Below are 16,762 nucleotides of genomic sequence, written 5' to 3' on the forward strand. Positions count from 1 at the left end.
ACGCGAGCGCGTCAGTGGGCGACCGCCGCCTCGCTCCGGTACGGCGCGAAGTCGGCGTTGTTCTTGCAGCCGAGGTTCTCGAAGGTGCTGACCTTGGTGTCCGGATCGGTGCCGGTCAGGTGGTACTTGCAGGCACCCTTGATGTACCGGCCCTCCACCCCGCCGGGGAAGTCGATCTCCTTGTTCCAGAGATAGGGCGACTGGTAGCCGTTGAGGCGGGCGGTGGCGTTGACGTCGATGCCGCCCGGGGCGTAGATCTCGTAGACCCAGCCGGTCTTGGCGGCGCCGTAGGTGGCGAACTTCTGCGCCACCCACATCGCGCAACTGGTGCTGAGGTGGGCGCTGTTCTGGCCGCCGCCCTGGACGATGTACTCGGCGAGGGGGGTCACGGCCTCGCCGCGGGGCGTGAAGCCGGCCCGGAAGATGTCCTCCACGTTCTCGCGGGTGTCACCGCGCCAGAGGGTGTTGACGTCGTTGCGCCACTGCCAGCGCTCGTTCGCCGCGGAGGCCGCGACCGTCTGGGCGATCTGTGGCTGGGTGGTCGTGCGCCACCAGTCCCAGGCGCGGTAGTCGACGACCGGCCCGCAGGGCGTGGTCAGGTCGTCGTCGGCCGCCGCCCGCACGGCGGGCACGGCCGGAGCGGCCGGAGCGGCGGCGGCCGCCGGGACGGCCGTGGCGGAGGCGACGGCGGAGGCGAGGGAGGCGGCGGCGAGCACCCGCAGAGCGGCTTGCAGCATGGTGAGAGCCCATCGGTCGGTCAACGTGACGGGCTCTTTATAGGCACACGAACCAAGGCGCGCCGGTAGCGATACGCCGGGGCCACCCGCACGAGCGCATAAGTCACACCGGCACTCGGCGGCACCCGGGTACCTGCAACTGAATGCCCACCCGGGATCGTCCGCATCTATGAGGGGCGAACAGGTAGGGCCCGCAATGGAACACCCGGCGATTCACCGGGCGTGCCGGACCTGCCGCCGCACTCCGGTGCGGTCCCGAGAAGAGGCAGGTGGCACCGATGGACGCATTCGAGCGGACCGCCGACCCCGGAGGTCCGCCGCGGACCGCGGCCTACCTCCGCGCCTACCCCGCCGACCCGAGCGGGATGGAGTGCCGGCGCTGGGCGCTCGCCGACCTGGCCGCCGCGGCGGGGCTTCCCGAGCCGCAGCTGTTCGTGGACAACGGCCACCGCGTCACCGACGGCCTGCCGGCCCTCGACGCACTGCTGCGGGCCGTCGCGGAGGGCTGGATCTCCGCGGTCCTGGTGCCCGGCCTGTACGTGTTCGGCCTGCGCGAGGAGGAGGTGGCGGCGGCGCTCCGCCACCTCGACCGGCACGGCTGCCGGCTGCTCCAGCTCCCCCCGCGCCGAGCCCTGTCCCGGGCACCGCGGGTCGCGGAAGCCGCCTGACGGACGAGGCCCCGGCCTCCGCGACACGCCCGGCCCGGTCGGGCGCGGGTGAACCTCAGGCGCGGGTGAACGTCAGGTGGGTGACGCCGCTGGGGGTCGCCACCGTCTCGACGCGGAAGCGGCTCTCCATCCCTTCGAGGCCGTCCCAGAGCCGCTCACCGCGGCCGAGGAGGATCGGCACCACGACGACGTGCAGGTGGTCGACCAGGTCCTCGGCGAGGAAGGCGCGCAGGGTGCTCGGCCCGCCGCCGATCCGGACGTCGAGGCCGCCCGCGGCCTCCTTGGCCTGCGCCAGCACCTCCTGCGGCGAGCCGTCGACGAAGTGGAAGGTGGTGCCGCCCTTCATCTCCACCGAGGGACGGGGGTGGTGGGTCATCACGAAGACCGGCGTGTGGAACGGCGGCTCCTCCCCCCACCAGCCGTTCCAGTCGTGGTCCTCCCAGGGGCCGTGCTGCGGACCGAACTTGCCCCGGCCCATGATCTCCGCGCCGATCCCCTCGCCCCACGTCCCGGCCATGGCGTCGTCCACGCCGAAGGCGCCGCCCTCCGCGCCCTGCATCGACCGGAAGGCCCGGGTGTTGAAGAACCAGCCGTGCAGCCGGTGCCCGGCGTGGCCGAACGGCTCGTCGAAGGTCTGCCCCTCGCCGGTGCCGAAGCCGTCCAGCGAGACCGAGAAGTTGTGGACCCGTACCAGCGACACGTGAGGACCTCCGGCAGTCGACACTCCGGCGCGGCAAGGCCGCCGCGCCCCGTGCGACCGAATGTATCCCCGGGGTCCGACAGATCCCCGGACCGCCGGGCGCCGGGCCTGGCAGGTGTCCCCGGCGCGGAGTGAATGCCCTGCCCGTCCTGGAACACCTCCCGGTCGACGGCGCCCCCGACAGCCGGTGGGTCCGGGCGCGTTCGCCACCTCCCACCACCTCCCACGGCCGAACGTGGTGGACGGGGACCCCGAAGGCCCCGCCCCGTCAGCACGGACGGGGCGGGGCGGGGCTGCCGCAGGGGTTCAGCAGCCGCTGTCGGAGATCACGTAGTAGCCGTCCGCGGTCTCCTTGAGGGTGTGGGTGACGTAGAGGTTGTACAGGCCCATGTTCTGGTTGGAGCCGTTGGCGTAGGTGTAGCCGCCGCTGGTGTGGGCGCGGCCGGCGACGACCTGGCTGTAGTTGTTCGCGGTGAAGCACTGCGGGGTGTAGCCGGTGGTGGTGGCGGTGACGGCGGCGGACTGCGCACCGACCGTCCCCGCCGAATCGACGGCCGCCACCGTGTACGCGTAGGCGGTGCTGCTGGTCAGGCCGGAGTCGGTGTAGCCCGTACCCGAGGCCGAGCCGACCGGCGTGCCGCCCCGGTACACCTTGTACGAGGCCGCCCCGCTCACCGCCGACCAGCTCAGCGACGCCGTCGTGTCGGTCGTCCCGGTGACCGCCAGACCCGTCGGCGCGGGCAGCGTGGTGCCGCCGGAACCGGTGGTGGTGGCGGTGACGGCGCCGGACTGCGCACCGACCGTCCCCGCCGAATCGACGGCCGCCACCGTGTACGCGTAGCTGGTGCCGCTGCTCAGACCGGAGTCGGTGTAGCTGGTGCCGGTGGCCGAGCCCACCAGGGCGCCGCCGCGGTACACCTTGTACGAGGCCGCCCCGCTCACCGCCGACCAGCTCAGCGACGCCGTCGTGTCGGTCGTCCCGGTGACCGCCAGACCCGCCGGCGCGGGCAGCGTGGCGGCACCGGAGCCGTCGAGGCCCCAGAACGCGGCGGTGTAGTAGCTGGAGCAGATCGCCTTGAGGTAGTACGCGCCGGTGGTGCCGCACTGGCCGGTGCCGGTGCCGGGGTTGACGGCCAGGCCGTGGGACATGCCGGAGACGGAGTACAGCTGGACGGCGGGCTTGCCGTCGGCGTCGTTGTACTGGGTCAGCGTGGTGCCGCCGGTGAGGGTCTGGGTGCTGGACGGGGTCTGCGGGATGCCCCAGACGTTGGTCCACTGGTCGCGCAGCTCGGTGCCGTTGACGGGCTTGACGGTGGTGTCGGAGCTGCCCTGCCAGATCGCCACCCGCGGGTAGGGGCCGGTCCATCCCGGGTAGGAGTTGCGGACCTTGGTGCCCCACTGCGCCGGGGTGAGTCCCATGTCGTTGTTCTGGCAGTTGGAGGCGCCCGCCTGCGCGGTCGCGCACTGTGCGGGGAGGCCGGAGTCGACGGCGCCGCCGGCGAAGACGTCCGGGTAGTCGGCGAGCAGGTTCGCGGCCTGGCCGCCGCCCGCGGACAGGCCGGTGATGTAGACCCGGCGGGTGTCGCTGCCGTACTGGGCGACCGCCTTGTCGACCATCTGCTTGATGGACAGCGCCTCGCCGTTGCCGCGGGTGCTCTGCGCGGAGTCGAACCAGCGGAAGCAGCTCAGCGAGTTGTTGGCGCTGGTGGTCTGCGGATAGACCACCGCGAACTTGTACTGGTCGGCGAACTGGGCCCAGCCGGAGTGGCCGTGGTAGTCGGAGGCGCTCTGCACGCAGCCGTGCAGGGCGACCACCAGCGGCCGGCCGGTGGGCAGGCCGTCGGGGGCGTACTCGAACATGCTGAGGTTGCCGGGGTTGGACCCGAACCCGGTGACCTGGGTGAGGGCGGCGGCGGAGGCGGTGGGGGCGCCGACGGTCAGCAGGCCGGCGGCGAGCGCGACCGCGCCGGTGGCGGCGGAGATCCAGCGGCGGATGCCCTGCCGCGCGCGGGACTTGCCGGGCAGACGTGTCATGGAGGGGCTCCTGGGTGGGGGTGGACACGGCCGTGGGCCTCGCCGAGCCGGATCCGGGCGGGTGGGACCGTCGGGGGCTCTGTGCGGCGGGGCTGTGACGTGAATCATGCGACCCGTCAGGAGGCGCGGTAATGGCGGGGAGATCCACCCTTGATCGGACGGCCATGTGCGCGTGACCCATGCCACCACCGCTTCAGCGCGGTGCCGGGAGACCGATGACGCGCGCGCCCCGGGGTGCCGTCGCGGCCAGCTTCGCCCGGTCCGGTTCGGTCGCGGCGAGGACGACGACCCCGTCCAGCCGCTCCCAGTCGAGGAGGGCCGGCTTGGGGCGCAGGAGCGCGACGACCGGCCCGTCCGCGTGGCCGGCGCACAGCGGGATGCCTCCCGCCCAGCGGGGGTCGAAGTCCTCGTGCCCGAAGTACGGCTGGGTGCCGTGGTGGACGCGCACCCACTCCGCCGCCGCCTCGCGCATCCGCCGGCGGTCGTCCGAGGGCACCGACAGCCGCCAGGACCGCACCACGACCCGGTGCGGATCGCGCAGCAGGCGCCGCGAGGGCTCCGCCGTACCGCGCCACCCCGTCCCCGGGCGCAGCTGGCGCTCCACGGCCTGGACCCGCCGGCCGTCGAGCTGCCGCTGGAGCCGCTCCCACTCGGCGGCGTCCTCGGTGTAGCGCGGGGCCGTCCAGGCCGCCGGCCAGAGGGTGCGGCCGTCGAGCCGCTGCGGACGGGCGAAGCGGTGGCCGACGACGCGCCCCGCCAGGACCCAGGCCACGAAGTCGCGCAGCGCGGCGTTGGCCGGTAACCAGTTCGGCACGTCGAAGCGGGCCAGCCCGCCCACCACCTTCCACGGCGCGCCCTCGCTGCCCGGAGCGGCCGCCAGCACGGAGGGCACGGTGCCCAACCACGGCCGGGAGTGGATCCCCACCCAGCACACCCGCACGCCGTCCGCGGCGAAGCGGGCGGTGCGTTCGCCGATCTCGTCCGGGGTGATCGGGGACAGCTGCGCCTCCCACGCCATGCGGCGGCGGCCGTCGGGGGACGAGGCCATCACGTCGGCCCGCCAGGCGCCGTCCGGGGCCCGGACCTCCAGCTCGGCGAACCATCCGCCGGCGCGCACCGCCTGGGCGAGCTCCAGCTTCAGCAGATGGTGCTCCATGCTCTCCTGCGCCAGCGCGCAGTTCGGCGCCCCGGCGTCGTGGGCGAAGAACCGCAGCCCGCCCGAGGAGACCTTCGGGTGCACGCCGTGCCCGCACTCCGGGCAGGCCAGCGGCACCCGGGGCCGCACACGGTGGATCGCCGGCCATGCCCAGCCGCACCCGAGGTCGTCCTGGCTGGCGTCCAGCCGGCCGCGGCCGGCGTGCATCGCGGTGATGGCCACGCCATGTCCCCCCTCCTGCGGCCCGGGCCGGGCCCGGGCCGCCGCACCGTCCCGGCCGTCAGAGCGCGTCGGCCGCCGCGGGTTCCCCCGTCAGGCCCGCGCGCACCAGCGCCCGGAGGACGGCCGGCGGGTCCGACGGATCACCGTCGCGGTCGGTCGCGCCCAGGCGTTCCAGCAGCGTCCGCGGCTCCAGCCGGTACGCCTCCGCGTCCGCCAGCAGGGTGGACGCGTCCTTCCCTGCGGCCGAGCCGTCCAGACGGCCCGTCAGCTCCTCCAGGACCTCGCCGCGTTCGATGAAGGAGCTCAGGCCGCAGTCCAGGCCGTCGTCGTCCAGGTCGTCCGGGTACGGCGCGCGGGCCCAGGTGCCGTTCTCGTACCAGTAGACGCAGCCGATCTCGTTCCCCTCGAGCCGGTGGCGCAGTTCCTCGTAGGGCAGCCAGTCCGGGCCGCCCGCCAGCACGTCGATCGCCGGCTCGTACCACTTGACGCCGCTCGACTCGTCCTCGCCGTAGAGCACGAAACGGCCCTCGCCCTGCCTCGACATGATCCACCAGGTGCAGCCGCAGTCGTCCCAGTGCAGGCCCTCGTCGTCGATCCACCGGCCGGTCCGGTGGACCGACGGCGTCTCCTCGCCCTCGGTGGTCGCCTCGAGCGCGGCGAGCAGCGCCCAGCGCGCCCACAGCTCCTCGGCCCGCGGAAGGTCCGACGGAAGTCCCGGCCGATGGACGGTCATGTGTGCTCCCCGTGTACTGCGTCGCGTTGGTGATCGCCGCAACGATACGTGCCGCGGCCGACACGGACGCAGCCGGCGGCAGGCCGCGGACGGGGCCGGTGACCCCGTGTCACGTGCCTGCCGCCGGCAGGGTGCGTCCGGCGGGTCTAGTAGACCGCCACCCCGTACGCGGCAGCCGCCTCCGTGACGGGCTGGAAGAACGTGGTTCCGCCGGTGCGGCAGTCGCCGCTCCCGCCGGAGGTGATCCCCAGCGCCTTGCTCCCGTCGTAGAGCGGCCCGCCGGAGTCGCCCGGCTCGGCGCAGACGTTCGTCTGGATCATCCCGCGCACGGTGCCGCCGCCGGAGTAGTGGACGGACACGTCCAGCGCGGTGACCGTTCCGCCGTGGGTGCCGCTGGTGGAGCCGGTGCGCTTGACCGACTCACCGACGTACGCGTTCGCGGCCGTGTAGCCGCCGGCGTGGCTGAGCGAGGTGTTGTCGTAGCGGACCAGGGCGTAGTCGTTGCCCGGGAAGCTGGAACCGACGGTGGCGCCGATCAGGGTGGTGTGGCCGGAGTTGGTGTACCAGGTGTTGGCGACGTTGCCGCAGTGCCCGGCGGTGAGGAAGTAGTAGGTGCCGCCCTTCACCACGTTGAAGCCCAGCGAACAGCGGTAGCTGCCACCGTAGACGGCGTCTCCGGCGGCCAGCAGCGGGGTGAAGACGCCGGCGGTCCGCTCGATCCTGATCGCGGCCGCGTCCGGTCCGGCGGACGCGCTGATCCTGGCGAGCCCGGCCGGGGTGACGGTGCTGTCCGCGACCACGACGACGCGTCCGGTCGCCCGGTCCACGTGCCAGGCCGTGCCGCCGACGTCGGCGCGGGCGACGGAATCGGCGACCCTGGCCAGGGCGGCCGCGTCCCGGGCCGGGGCGGTCGCCCCCGCGCTCGGCACGGCGGCGGCGGTCGCGGCCGCGAGGACGGCGGCGACGGCGAGGAGCCGGGTGCCGCGACGGGAGGTGGGTTCGGCGGGGGTGGTTCGCTCGTTCCTCACAGTTCTCCTCCTGGGAGTGGGAGTGGCCCATGGGTTGCGGGCGGGCGGCCGTCCCGGTCGGGTGTCTGGGCGGCCACCGGTGGGTGGGGGCTTGCGCCGGGGATCAGTTGACGTTGACGGCCGACCAGGCCGCGGCGACGGCCGCCGACTCGGCGGAGCCGGCGCCGTAGAGGTCGGCTGCCGCCTTGAGCGTGGCGGTGCGGGCGCCCGCGTAGTCGGTGCTGGAGGTCATGTACACCGACAGCGCGCGGTACCACACCTGGAGGGCCTTGTCGCGGCCGATGCCGGTGACGGTGGAGCCGTTGGAGGTGGGCGAGTTGTAGCTGACGCCGTTGATCGTCTTGGCGCCGCTGCCCTCCGAGAGGAGGTAGAAGAAGTGGTTGGCGACTCCGGAGGAGTAGTGGACGTCCAGCGAACCGACGCCGGAGGACCAGGAGTCGGCGGAACGGCCGTCCTTGGACGGCTTGTCCATGTAGCGCAGCGGGGTTCCGTTGCCGTTGATGTCGATCAGTTCGCCGATGAGGTAGTCGGGGGCGTCGGCCGCGAGGTTGGCGTACCACTCGACGCCGGTGCCGAAGATGTCGCTGGTGGCCTCGTTGAGGCCGCCGGACTCACCGGAGTAGTTCAGGCCCGCGGTGTTGGCGGTGACGCCGTGGCTCATCTCGTGGCCGGAGACGTCGAGGGCGGTGAGCGGGTGGGTGTTGGAGGCACCGTCGCCGTAGGTCATGCAGAAGCAGGAGTCCGACCAGAAGGCGTTGACGTAGTTGCGGCCGTAGTGGACGCGGCTGTAGGCGCCGACTCCGTCATTGCGGATGCCGTTGCGGCCGAAGGTGTTCTTGTAGAAGTCCCAGGTGGCGGCCGCGCCGTACTGGGCGTCCACGGCGGCGGACTGCCCGTTGGAGGCCAGGCCGTTGCCCCAGACGTTGTCGGTGTCGGTGTAGAGCGTGCCCTGACCGCCCTGCTTGTTGTTCAGCGAGACGGTGTACTGGCCGCCGCGGGTGTTGTCCCTGAGCTCGTAGGTGGAGCCGGTCCAGTTGGTGGTCAGCGTGACGCTGCCGACGAACACGCCCTTGCCGCTGCCGGTCGCGTTGGAGGTCTGCACCTGCTCGTGGGCGGACAGGACCTCGCCGGTGGCGGCGTCGGTGACGACCAGTTGGCTGCTCGGGGTGCCGTCGGCGCGCATGCCCTCGACTGTGGTCCGGTACGCCAGGCGCGGCGCACCGGAGGCGGCCCACACCACCAGCTGCGCGGTGCCCGTCCCGTCGACCGAGGTGAGGGCGGGCTCGTCGCCTTCGGTCACGCCGACCGTGGCCCGCACGGCGGCGGACGCCCGGGCGGCGGCCTGCGCGGCGGTGAGCTTCGGGCTGAGGGAGGCCGGCGCGACGGAACCCGCGTGGGCGCGGTCGGTCGACCTGATGGCGCCCCCGGCGTCCTGGTGAACGATCAGGTCGCCTCCCAGGACCGGGAGTCCGGCGAAGGTGCGCTCGTAGCGGAGGTGACGGGTGCCGTCGGCGTCGACGACGGTGTCCTTGACGATCAGGTGCTCCTGGCCGGACAGACCGAGGGCGTGGGCCATGGCGGTGGGTGCCGGCGCCGCGTGGGCGAGTCCGGCGCCGGCCTGGACGGCGCCGGCCAGCAGGGCCGAGGCGGACAGAACGGCTCCGAGAGCGAGCTTGCGCTTCACGTACGGTTCCTTCCGTGGTCAACCGCGGGTCCGCGGTCGCGCCGCGCTCCGAGACGCCGGGTTGGCGCCGACTGGGGGCGGAGCGGGCGCTGACGTACCGCCCCGTGCGATCGGCGGCGCCGCGCCTTGCTGGGGAGGCGGGTCGCCGGATTGCCGGGGTGGCCGGAAGCATGACGAAGGATCGCATCCGATGAAAAGACTTCTCCCAGCGAATGGCGAGACCTCGCCAGACGGCTCGAAATCGCCCCGCCAGGGCCTTGGCGGAGGTCCGCCAACGAATGCCGCTTGCCCCGCGGAAACGCCGACGGTAAAAGCCGTCCGGCCATTCGGCCGGCCCGGATCCGAACGGATTCGGGCATGGCTTCGAGGCGAATGCCGGCCTTCGACATTCGCCTTCCGAGGTGATGGATCACCTACTTCTTCGGCATGTCCGGAGCGCAAGCGGGGGTGCGGCCCGGCCGGGGTTCCCTCCGATCGTCGGAAGCAGTTCGAGGCCCGCATCCGTTCAGCGCGCGAGGGCCCGCCCCGTGTCACACCGTCTCTCCGGTCAAGTCCTCGGCTCCGTCACGAGCAGTGGTGATCCGACCGCGGGCTTCGAGGAGGCCGGTCCCGGCAGCAACCAGCCGCACTACGTGACCGGTGCCGGCGCGACGGCCAACCACGGCTGCGTCGACGGCACCGACAACGTCGTTGATTGACGAAGAACACGTGGAGGCAGCGCGGGAGAAGGGACATTTCGTCACCGTTCCGCAGCGAACGCCATTCTCGAAAACATGTTCCGCCCGGCGGCCGAATTCGACATTACCACCCGGGTCGGCCATGCCCACGGAATTCGCGCGGCGGTCGGCCACGGCCCGAAAGGTGCCTTTCGGCTCCGGGCGGCTCGACCGCGGTGCGCGCGGCCGGCACCGACGAGCGGCGGAGCGACGTCCGGCACCGCCGTGGTCCCCGGGCAGCGGCGGCAGCGCGCCACCGCGACCCGTCCTCGCTCCGGCGCGATGATGGGAGGACCGCCGGGGACCACCGGCGGACGACTGCGGAGGGCGGGCCCGTGCCGGTCGAGGACTCCGACCTCGGTGAGGTGCTGGCCGACGTGCTGGCCGCCTCCCACCGCCTCGCACCGCGCGAGATCCCCGCGCTGGTGCAGGACGCGGGCCGGCGCCTGGGACTGTCCGAGGCCCGGGTCTACGTCGCCGACGTGCAGCAGCACAACCTGGTCGCCCTGCCCACCCCCGGGCAGGCGCAGCTGATCGCCGAAGGCGCGGACGCGGAGCTGGAGACACTGCCCGTGGACGCCTCGCTCGCCGGGCGCGCGTACCGCACCGAGACGGCGCAGATCTCGCCCGGGGATCCGGCGGGCACGGATCCGGCCGGCGCGCTGGGCTGGCTGCCGGTGGTCGACGGCGTCGGGCGCCTCGGCGTGCTGCGCGTGACCGCACCCGCGCTCGACCCGCCCCTTCAGCGGCGCGGTGAAGCCCTCGCCTCCCTCATCGCCATGATCATCGCGACCAAGCGGACCCACAGCGACGTCCTCGCCCGGACCGTGCGCAGCCGGACGATGACGCTGCAGGCGGAGCTGCTGTGGGCGTTCGTGCCGCCCCTCACCATCGGCACCGCGTCGGTGACCTCCACCGCCCTGCTGGAGCCCGCGTACGAGGTCGGCGGTGACGCCTTCGACCACAGCCTGGCCGGCACCCGCCTGCACCTGACCCTGCTGGACGCCATGGGCCACGACCTCGCCTCCGGCGGCTGCAGCGCCGTCGCGCTGGCCGCCTGCCGCTCCACCCGCCGGGCCGGCGGAAGCCTCACCGACATCGCCGACCGGATCGACCGCACCCTCGCCCAGTGGATCCCCGACCGCCTGCTGACCTGCCTGGTCGCCGACCTCGACACCACCACCGGCCGACTCGACTGGATCAACTGCGGCCACCCGGCACCCCTGCTGATCCGCGGCCGCCGCATCGTGACCGACGCCCTGCTGCGCCCGCCGCACCTGCCACTCGGCCTGAACGCCCCCGACCTGCCCGCGCCGCAGGTCCACACCGCCCAGCTCCAGCCCGGCGACCGCGTGCTGATGTTCACCGACGGCGTCACAGAGGCCCGCGCCGCCGCCACCGGCGAGCTCTTCGGCGAGGGCCGCCTCGCCGACACCGTCGTGCGCGCCATGGCCGACGGCCTGCCCGCGCCGGAGGCCCTGCGCCGCCTCATCCAGCAGATCGTCCTCCACCAGGACCAGCAACTGCGCGACGACGCCACCGTCCTCCTCGCCGAGTGGCACCCCGGGCGCTGATGCCGGACGCGCCCGGCGCCGACCGCGCGGTCGTGACCGGTCGCTCCACGTGCGGGCGATGAGTTTCGCCGGCGGATCCCGTCAGACCCGGTGTGACACCACCCATGACCGGCCCACCGGCCTCGACCCGCCCGACCCGCACCGTTCCCGTGGAGGTCCGATGACCACCGTCCACGTCCGGGGGACCGCCCTCGGCATCGAGTCCTTCGGCGACGAGGACGCGCCGCTCGTCCTGCTCGCCGGCGGGACGACGATGCTCTCCTGGCCCGACGAGCTGTGCGAGCGCCTCGCCGCCGGGGGACGCCGCGCGGTGCGCTACGACCTGCGCGACAGCGGGGAGTCGACGACCGCCGATCCGGAGGCGCCCGCCTACACCCTGCGCGACCTCGCCGCCGACGCGGCGGCCCTCGCCGACGCACTCGGCGGGGGCCCGGCGCACCTCGCCGGTATCGGCGTCGGTGGCATGGTCGCCCAGGTGGCCGTACTGGACCGTCCGGGCGCGTTCTCGGCGCTCATCGTGGTCGGCACCCGTCCGGTCGCGCCCGGACCGCCCGACGACGACCTTCCCGGCCACGACCCGGCGACGATGGGCCGGCTGTCCGCCCGCCCGGTGCCCGACTGGTCCGACCGCGGGGCGGTCGCGGAGTTCGCCGCCGCCGGCGCGGAGATCCTCGGCGACGACCCCGACGCCGCCCGCGCACTCGCCGGGCGCGTCTGGGACCGCACGCCCGGCACCACCGCCGCGGTCCAGACCGCCAACCAGCTGCGCACGGTGTTCTCCCGGCTCGACTGCGCGCCCCGCTGGCGCGAGCGGCTGCCCGGGATCGCCGTCCCCGCGCTCGTCGTGCACGGCCGCCGTGACCGGTTCTTCCCGGTCGGCAACGGCGAGGCGATCGCGCGCGAGATCCCCGGGGCCCGGCTGCTGGTCCTGGAGGAGGCCGCCACCGCGCTCCCCCGGGCGGCGGCCCGCGAGGTCGCCGAGGCGATGCTCGCGCTGGGGTAGCGGCCGGCGGGCAGCAGTCGTGCTGCCTCCATCGGCCCTTCGGGCGGAGCTCGCTCCTCCGGCATCCAGCGCGCGAGCGGGTCGTCGAGGCCGACGCGCCCCTCGTCGACCAGTTGCAGCAGGACCGTGCCCATGAAGGCGATGCCCACGTTGCCCGCGCGGAAGCGCATGTCCGGGCGGGCCGGCACGTCGGTCATCGACGGCCCGACCGCGCCCGTCCACACCTCGCGGCCGTCCCGGGTCACCCGGGCGACGACCGCTCGCAGTTTCAGCTCCTGCCTGTCCTTCTCCACGACGTCGAGCAGCTCCCGGGCCGGACTCCCGTCCGGGGTGGGGGAGGAGACGCAGTCCTGTCCGGGGCGCACGGCGGCGGCACCGGCTGGCTCGGTCCCCGTGAGCAGCGGGGTGCAGGACAGCAGGACGGCGGCGGCGCAGAGCAGTGCGACCCTGTGGCGGGTCATGCCCCACCATGGGCACCGACGCCCACGGATCCCGCGCAGGACACCCGCGCTGACACTCCGACGGCGGACGGCGATCGCCGTCCTAGAGACGTTCCTCGATGTTCACGGCCGCCTTGAGGTCCTCGTGGGCCTGGCCGATCTCGCCCTCCTGCTGTTCGAGCAGGGCGCGCGCGATCGCGTCGAGCTTGCGCTGGATGGCGTGCTCGGCGCGCCGCTCGGCGTTCTTCAGCAGGGCGAGCAGCAGCAGCGTGACGGCGGCCATCGTGTCGCCCACGAGGACCTGCCACTCGGTCGACAGACCGGCCGCGTGGACGCCCACGAACAGGCCGACCAGGGCGAGGCAGAGCACCGCGAAGACCGGCGAGCTGGTGAAGTTCGACGCCAGTTCGGCGAGTTCCTCGAACCGGCCGCGCCTGCCGTCCCCGTGCCTGCGCGCCGGATGCTGGAACGTCATGCGGTCCTGCCCTTCTCCGTCCGGTCGGTGCGGTCACTCCTTCGTGCTGCTCCGCCCCTCCGCCCGGGCGCCCCGCCGCAGGACGTACCGGGGCAGCACCAGCCAGCCCACCGCGAACCAGGCGAGCGCCACCCCGGACAGCACCCACGCCGCCGGCGACAGGTCGGTGGCGGTGCGCAGCAGGAGCAGCAGCGCGGCGGTGATGGTCAGGGCCAGCAGGACCAGCCCGGTGGAGATCAGCCGGCCGGCGACGCGGATGAGCTCCGGTTTCATGCCGTGGCCGACCAGGAAGCGGTGGAACGCGACCGGGGCGATCAGGGTGCCGGTGGCGAGGGCGCCGAGGAAGACGGTGGCCACGTAGAGGTGCTGGTCGAACGCGGGCAGCGTGCGGTAGCGGGGGGTGAAGACCACGCTGAGCAGGAAGCCGAAGAGGATCTGGGCGCCGGTCTGGCACACGCGGACCTCCTGGAGCATCTCGCCCCACAGGCGGTCGGCGCGTTCCTCGGGGGTCTCGTCCCGGCCGTCGGACGGACGATCGGCGGGTGGTGACATGCGACGGCTCCTGCTCGGGTCGGTGCGTCAGTCTTCCTCGCCGGGCCGGCCCGTGCGCCAGGACATCTCGATCTCCAGCTCGATCTCGCCGTCCTTCAGCTCGACCTCGAGTTCGGTGCGGAGCTCGTCGGGGATCCGGAGCGTCAGCTTTCCGGGTCCGAGGTCCAGCTCGGCCTGACCGCCGCGACGGATCGCGGTCGCCAGCGCCTCCAACTGGTCGGCCGCCTCGGCGCGGGAGAGGGTGCGCTTCTGCTCGAACTCGAGATCGCTCACCGGTACCTCCGGAGTGGGCGGGCACAGCAGGTCGCTCCCATTCTTACGCCGGACGCGGCCCCCGGCACGGTGGCCGCGCCGGGGCGACCGTGAAGTCGGGCAGCGCTCCGGCGGGCGGGACGGGCCGCTCGGGGATGCCGGCGGTGGGCCTCGTTCGCGGTGCGCGGGGACCGGTCGGCCCTGCGGATGCGCGGTCAAGGTCGTCCGGGTCACGGGTGTGTCCCGGCGGTCGGTGACGGCGTCGGCGGTGCGCGAAGACCGCCCGAGGGGGCGTCGGGGCAGGTCGGAAGCCCGGCGCGACGGCAGGCTCCGAGCGTGGTGACGCGCCGTCATGTCACAGCACTGTCCTGGGACCGGCCCGGACGGAACGGTTCGTCCGGGCGGGCGGTCCTGCTCTTCGGAAACCCGCTCGCACCGAGCACCCGACACCACCGCCCCGCCCGGAGGAACACACCATGCGCGTCAGCAAGCTCGCCTTCGCCGCCCTGGCCGTCGCAGCCGCCCTCTCGCTGACCGCCTGCGAGGACGACGAGCCGGGTACCGCGCAGGGCGCCCCGATCGCCACCCCGACGGGGTCCGCCACGGCCTCCCCCACCGGCGGCGGTCAGGGTTCGGGCGCCCCGGGCAAGGGCGGCGCGTCGTCCACCGCCGCGCCGACCGGCTCCACCGGCAGCGGGAAGGCCGCCCGGTGCCGGACCACGGACCTGACCGTCACCGCCGCGGACCGCACCATCACCGGCGACGCCGAGAACACCGTCGTCGTCGAGCTGAAGAACCACAGCGGCAAGGACTGCACGCTCGCCGGGTACGCGGGCGTCGACCTGAAGACCACGGCGGGGACGATCTCCGCGAAGCGCTCCGGCGAGCCGGTCGTCGCGGGCGTGGTGGCGAACGGCAAGTCGACGTACTTCGGCATCAGCTACCCGGCCAACACCTCGGGCGGCACCGGCATCCGCATCACCGGCCTGGTGGTGACCCCGCCGGACGAGACCCAGCCGGTCACCCTGCCGTGGCCGGGCGCCGGCTCGCTCCCCGTCACCGAGGGCGGCGGCTCCCCGGTCAAGATCGGCCCGATGGGAAGCGCCGGCCAGGGCGGCCAGTGACAGCAGGTCTCCCGCGCCGGGGCCGGAGCGCCGGGCCGTCCCTTCCGGACCACGTCGGATCGGCGGGCGTCTCCCCCGGCCTCCGGCGGCCGACGAGAAGCCCGCGTGGGGGTATCCCGGGCCGGAGGCTGGGGGCGTGCGCGCTCCGGCAGCCGCCCGGCGTGATCCGGGGGAGGCGGCCTACCCGACGTCGGGGCGCGTCATGAGCGGTGACCGCAGGTGCAGGTCCAGGTCGGGGCCGGTCAGGGGCACCGTGCTCCACGTCGCCCGCGCGGTCCCCGTGTCGGCGTCGACGGTCAGGCGGACGCGGTGCGGGGTGGTGATCACGTAGAGGTCGGCGACGAACCGCCGGCCCTGCCACGCCCCGGCCGAGACGACCGGCCGGCCCAGCGGGGAGCTCTCCCGCCATGCACCGTGCCCGGCGTCGACGGCGAGGTGGGCGCCCAGCCGGATCAGCCATCCGCCGTCGCGGGGTTCGACGACGACCCTGGTTCCGCCGGGCAGCGCCGAGCCCTCGGCGGAGGCGTCCAGGCGCGCCTCCACCGGGCGCTGCGGGCCGGGTGCGCCCGCCACCGGCGACAGGGACAGCCGCCGCAGCCGCTCGGCGAGTGCCGCGTCGTCCTCGGGGCTTCCCGGGTGGCCGACGCCCGGCAGCAGGCAGTCCCACAGGGCGTCGAGCACCTCCTGGGCCTCCCCCTGTCCGGTCACCGCGACCACGAGGTCGTGCGAGGGGACCACCACGCACTGCTGCCCGAACGCGCCGTGGCCGTGGTAACCGTGACGCGACATCCAGAACTGGTAGCCGTAGCCGCAGGAGAAGTCGGCGTCGTGCGAGCCGTCGTCCTTGTACGGCGCGCAGTCGACCTGCCACCCGGTCGCGAGCTCCACCCACGCGCGGGGGACGAGCTGCCGGTCGCCCCGGCGTCCGCCCCGGAGCAGCAGTTCGCCGAACGCGGCGACGGCCTCGGTCCTGAGGTGCAGTCCGTGGAATCCGAAGGCGGCGCCGCTCCCCACCCGGTCCCATTCGGCGTGGTCGACGCCCATCGGCTCGAAGAGCCGCTGATCGAGGAATTCCGGGAGGCCGCGGCCGGTGACCCGTTCCACCATCCGGGCCAGGAGGAAGGTGGTCGCGTTGTCGTAGGTGTGCCGCGTTCCCTCGGCGGCGGCGAACGGCAGCCGCAGGAAGCCCTTCACCAGGTCGTCGGGTTCCAGGTGCCAGGCCGCGGCGAGGCTGTCCCCGGGATGCCCGGCGGTCATGGACAGCAGGTGGTGGACGGTGATGCGGCCGCCCTGCTCCGAGACGTCGGCCGGGACGTGCTCGGGCAGGACGTCCACCACCCGGTCGTCCAGTGCGAGCAGCCCGTCGGCGATCGCCAGGCCCACCGCGACCGAGGTGAACGACTTGGTCAACGAGTAGAGCAGGTGCGGACGTTGTGCGGAGTACGGAGCCCACCAGCCTTCGGCGACGACCTGCCCCCGGTGCACGACCATGATCGAGTGGCACTCGCCGGACCGCTCTTCGAGACGGTCCAGCAAGGCGGCGACCGCCCGGGAGGACATCCCGGTGTCCGCCGGCGCCGAACGCGGCAGCAGGGTGCGCTGAGAAGGCATGCCGAACGTTCTAACAGACCCTCGGACCACGGTCATCCGACTATTCGCCCCCA

At 73.8% G+C, this 16,762-nt stretch carries 16 protein-coding genes and 1 pseudogene; 5 read left to right on the forward strand and 12 right to left on the reverse strand.

Features of this window, described 5'->3' with window-relative positions; translation table 11 throughout:
* Window positions 1-11: 11 nt before the first annotated feature.
* Entirely contained in the window at window positions 12-737 is a 726-nt protein-coding gene (locus ABEB06_RS04635) for a scabin-related ADP-ribosyltransferase (RefSeq protein ID WP_345695490.1), read from the reverse strand.
* 278 nt (window positions 738-1,015) lie between these two features.
* Between ABEB06_RS04635 and ABEB06_RS04640 the strand changes: the two genes are divergently transcribed.
* Window positions 1,016-1,405 (forward strand): hypothetical protein, encoded by a 390-nt coding sequence (locus ABEB06_RS04640; protein WP_345695491.1) that lies wholly within the window; start codon window positions 1,016-1,018, stop codon window positions 1,403-1,405.
* A gap of 55 nt (window positions 1,406-1,460) precedes the next feature.
* Here the strand turns inward: ABEB06_RS04640 and ABEB06_RS04645 are convergent, their stop codons facing one another.
* From ABEB06_RS04645 to ABEB06_RS04670, 6 genes are all read right to left on the reverse strand, one after another.
* Window positions 1,461-2,105, reverse strand: a complete 645-nt coding sequence (locus ABEB06_RS04645; protein ID WP_345695492.1) for a dihydrofolate reductase family protein — start codon at window positions 2,103-2,105, stop codon at window positions 1,461-1,463.
* A 306-nt stretch (window positions 2,106-2,411) separates the two neighbouring features.
* Window positions 2,412-4,139 (reverse strand): extracellular catalytic domain type 1 short-chain-length polyhydroxyalkanoate depolymerase, encoded by a 1,728-nt coding sequence (locus tag ABEB06_RS04650; RefSeq protein WP_425559569.1) that lies wholly within the window; start codon window positions 4,137-4,139, stop codon window positions 2,412-2,414.
* A 193-nt stretch (window positions 4,140-4,332) separates the two neighbouring features.
* A complete protein-coding gene (locus tag ABEB06_RS04655; RefSeq protein ID WP_345695493.1) occupies window positions 4,333-5,517 on the reverse strand; it encodes a competence protein CoiA in 1,185 nt (394 codons plus the stop codon).
* A gap of 58 nt (window positions 5,518-5,575) precedes the next feature.
* Window positions 5,576-6,250: a hypothetical protein gene (locus ABEB06_RS04660; protein WP_345695494.1), complete on the reverse strand. Its 675-nt coding sequence runs from the start codon at window positions 6,248-6,250 to the stop codon at window positions 5,576-5,578.
* A gap of 146 nt (window positions 6,251-6,396) precedes the next feature.
* A complete protein-coding gene (locus ABEB06_RS04665) occupies window positions 6,397-7,278 on the reverse strand; it encodes a S1 family peptidase (RefSeq protein ID WP_345695495.1) in 882 nt (293 codons plus the stop codon).
* 103 nt (window positions 7,279-7,381) lie between these two features.
* Window positions 7,382-8,962, reverse strand: coding sequence for a M4 family metallopeptidase (locus ABEB06_RS04670; protein WP_345695496.1), 1,581 nt, complete (start codon window positions 8,960-8,962; stop codon window positions 7,382-7,384).
* 527 nt (window positions 8,963-9,489) lie between these two features.
* On the opposite strand from ABEB06_RS04670, the gene ABEB06_RS04675 reads away from it, so the two are divergent.
* From ABEB06_RS04675 to ABEB06_RS04685, 3 genes are all read left to right on the forward strand, one after another.
* Window positions 9,490-9,660 carry a hypothetical protein gene (locus ABEB06_RS04675; RefSeq protein WP_345695497.1) on the forward strand — a complete coding sequence of 57 codons (171 nt, stop codon included), beginning with the start codon at window positions 9,490-9,492 and terminating at the stop codon, window positions 9,658-9,660.
* A 353-nt stretch (window positions 9,661-10,013) separates the two neighbouring features.
* Window positions 10,014-11,252 carry a PP2C family protein-serine/threonine phosphatase gene (locus tag ABEB06_RS04680; protein ID WP_345695498.1) on the forward strand — a complete coding sequence of 413 codons (1,239 nt, stop codon included), beginning with the start codon at window positions 10,014-10,016 and terminating at the stop codon, window positions 11,250-11,252.
* A gap of 160 nt (window positions 11,253-11,412) precedes the next feature.
* Entirely contained in the window at window positions 11,413-12,255 is an 843-nt protein-coding gene (locus tag ABEB06_RS04685) for an alpha/beta fold hydrolase (RefSeq protein ID WP_345695499.1), read from the forward strand.
* A gap of 23 nt (window positions 12,256-12,278) precedes the next feature.
* Here the strand turns inward: ABEB06_RS04685 and ABEB06_RS39265 are convergent.
* The 4 genes and pseudogenes from ABEB06_RS39265 to ABEB06_RS04700 all read right to left on the reverse strand — a co-directional run.
* A pseudogene (locus tag ABEB06_RS39265) lies at window positions 12,279-12,716 on the reverse strand (serine hydrolase); the annotation flags it as partial.
* A gap of 82 nt (window positions 12,717-12,798) precedes the next feature.
* A complete protein-coding gene (locus ABEB06_RS04690) occupies window positions 12,799-13,170 on the reverse strand; it encodes a low affinity iron permease family protein (RefSeq protein WP_345695500.1) in 372 nt (123 codons plus the stop codon).
* A 33-nt stretch (window positions 13,171-13,203) separates the two neighbouring features.
* The gene (locus tag ABEB06_RS04695) at window positions 13,204-13,722 is read right to left on the reverse strand and encodes a DUF6328 family protein (RefSeq protein ID WP_345695501.1); all 519 of its coding nucleotides are present in this window, start codon (window positions 13,720-13,722) and stop codon (window positions 13,204-13,206) included.
* Window positions 13,723-13,749: 27 nt separating this feature from the next.
* Complete coding sequence (locus tag ABEB06_RS04700) at window positions 13,750-13,995, reverse strand: amphi-Trp domain-containing protein (protein ID WP_345695502.1); 246 nt, start codon at window positions 13,993-13,995, stop codon at window positions 13,750-13,752.
* A gap of 455 nt (window positions 13,996-14,450) precedes the next feature.
* Between ABEB06_RS04700 and ABEB06_RS04705 the strand changes: the two genes are divergently transcribed.
* The gene (locus ABEB06_RS04705) at window positions 14,451-15,098 is read left to right on the forward strand and encodes a DUF4232 domain-containing protein (RefSeq protein ID WP_345695503.1); all 648 of its coding nucleotides are present in this window, start codon (window positions 14,451-14,453) and stop codon (window positions 15,096-15,098) included.
* Window positions 15,099-15,278: 180 nt separating this feature from the next.
* Here ABEB06_RS04705 and ABEB06_RS04710 read toward each other — a convergent pair whose 3' ends face one another.
* A complete protein-coding gene (locus tag ABEB06_RS04710; protein ID WP_345695504.1) occupies window positions 15,279-16,709 on the reverse strand; it encodes a serine hydrolase domain-containing protein in 1,431 nt (476 codons plus the stop codon).
* Window positions 16,710-16,762: the final 53 nt, after the last annotated feature.

This window comes from Kitasatospora terrestris (assembly GCF_039542905.1).
Classification (GTDB): Bacteria; Actinomycetota; Actinomycetes; order Streptomycetales; family Streptomycetaceae; genus Kitasatospora; species Kitasatospora terrestris.

What these genes read in the sequence shown, in the direction of transcription:
- ABEB06_RS04685 (WP_345695499.1), top strand. Translation starts at nt 11,413, where the DNA reads ATGACCACCGTCCACGTCCGGGGGACCGCCCTCGGCATCGAGTCCTTC.
- ABEB06_RS04660 (WP_345695494.1), bottom strand. Translation starts at nt 6,250, where the DNA reads ATGACCGTCCATCGGCCGGGACTTCCGTCGGACCTTCCGCGGGCCGAG.
- ABEB06_RS04640 (WP_345695491.1), top strand. Translation starts at nt 1,016, where the DNA reads ATGGACGCATTCGAGCGGACCGCCGACCCCGGAGGTCCGCCGCGGACC.
- ABEB06_RS04705 (WP_345695503.1), top strand. Translation starts at nt 14,451, where the DNA reads ATGCGCGTCAGCAAGCTCGCCTTCGCCGCCCTGGCCGTCGCAGCCGCC.
- ABEB06_RS04710 (WP_345695504.1), bottom strand. Translation starts at nt 16,709, where the DNA reads ATGCCTTCTCAGCGCACCCTGCTGCCGCGTTCGGCGCCGGCGGACACC.
- ABEB06_RS04690 (WP_345695500.1), bottom strand. Translation starts at nt 13,170, where the DNA reads ATGACGTTCCAGCATCCGGCGCGCAGGCACGGGGACGGCAGGCGCGGC.
- ABEB06_RS04650 (WP_425559569.1), bottom strand. Translation starts at nt 4,139, where the DNA reads ATGACACGTCTGCCCGGCAAGTCCCGCGCGCGGCAGGGCATCCGCCGC.
- ABEB06_RS04695 (WP_345695501.1), bottom strand. Translation starts at nt 13,722, where the DNA reads ATGTCACCACCCGCCGATCGTCCGTCCGACGGCCGGGACGAGACCCCC.
- ABEB06_RS04635 (WP_345695490.1), bottom strand. Translation starts at nt 737, where the DNA reads ATGCTGCAAGCCGCTCTGCGGGTGCTCGCCGCCGCCTCCCTCGCCTCC.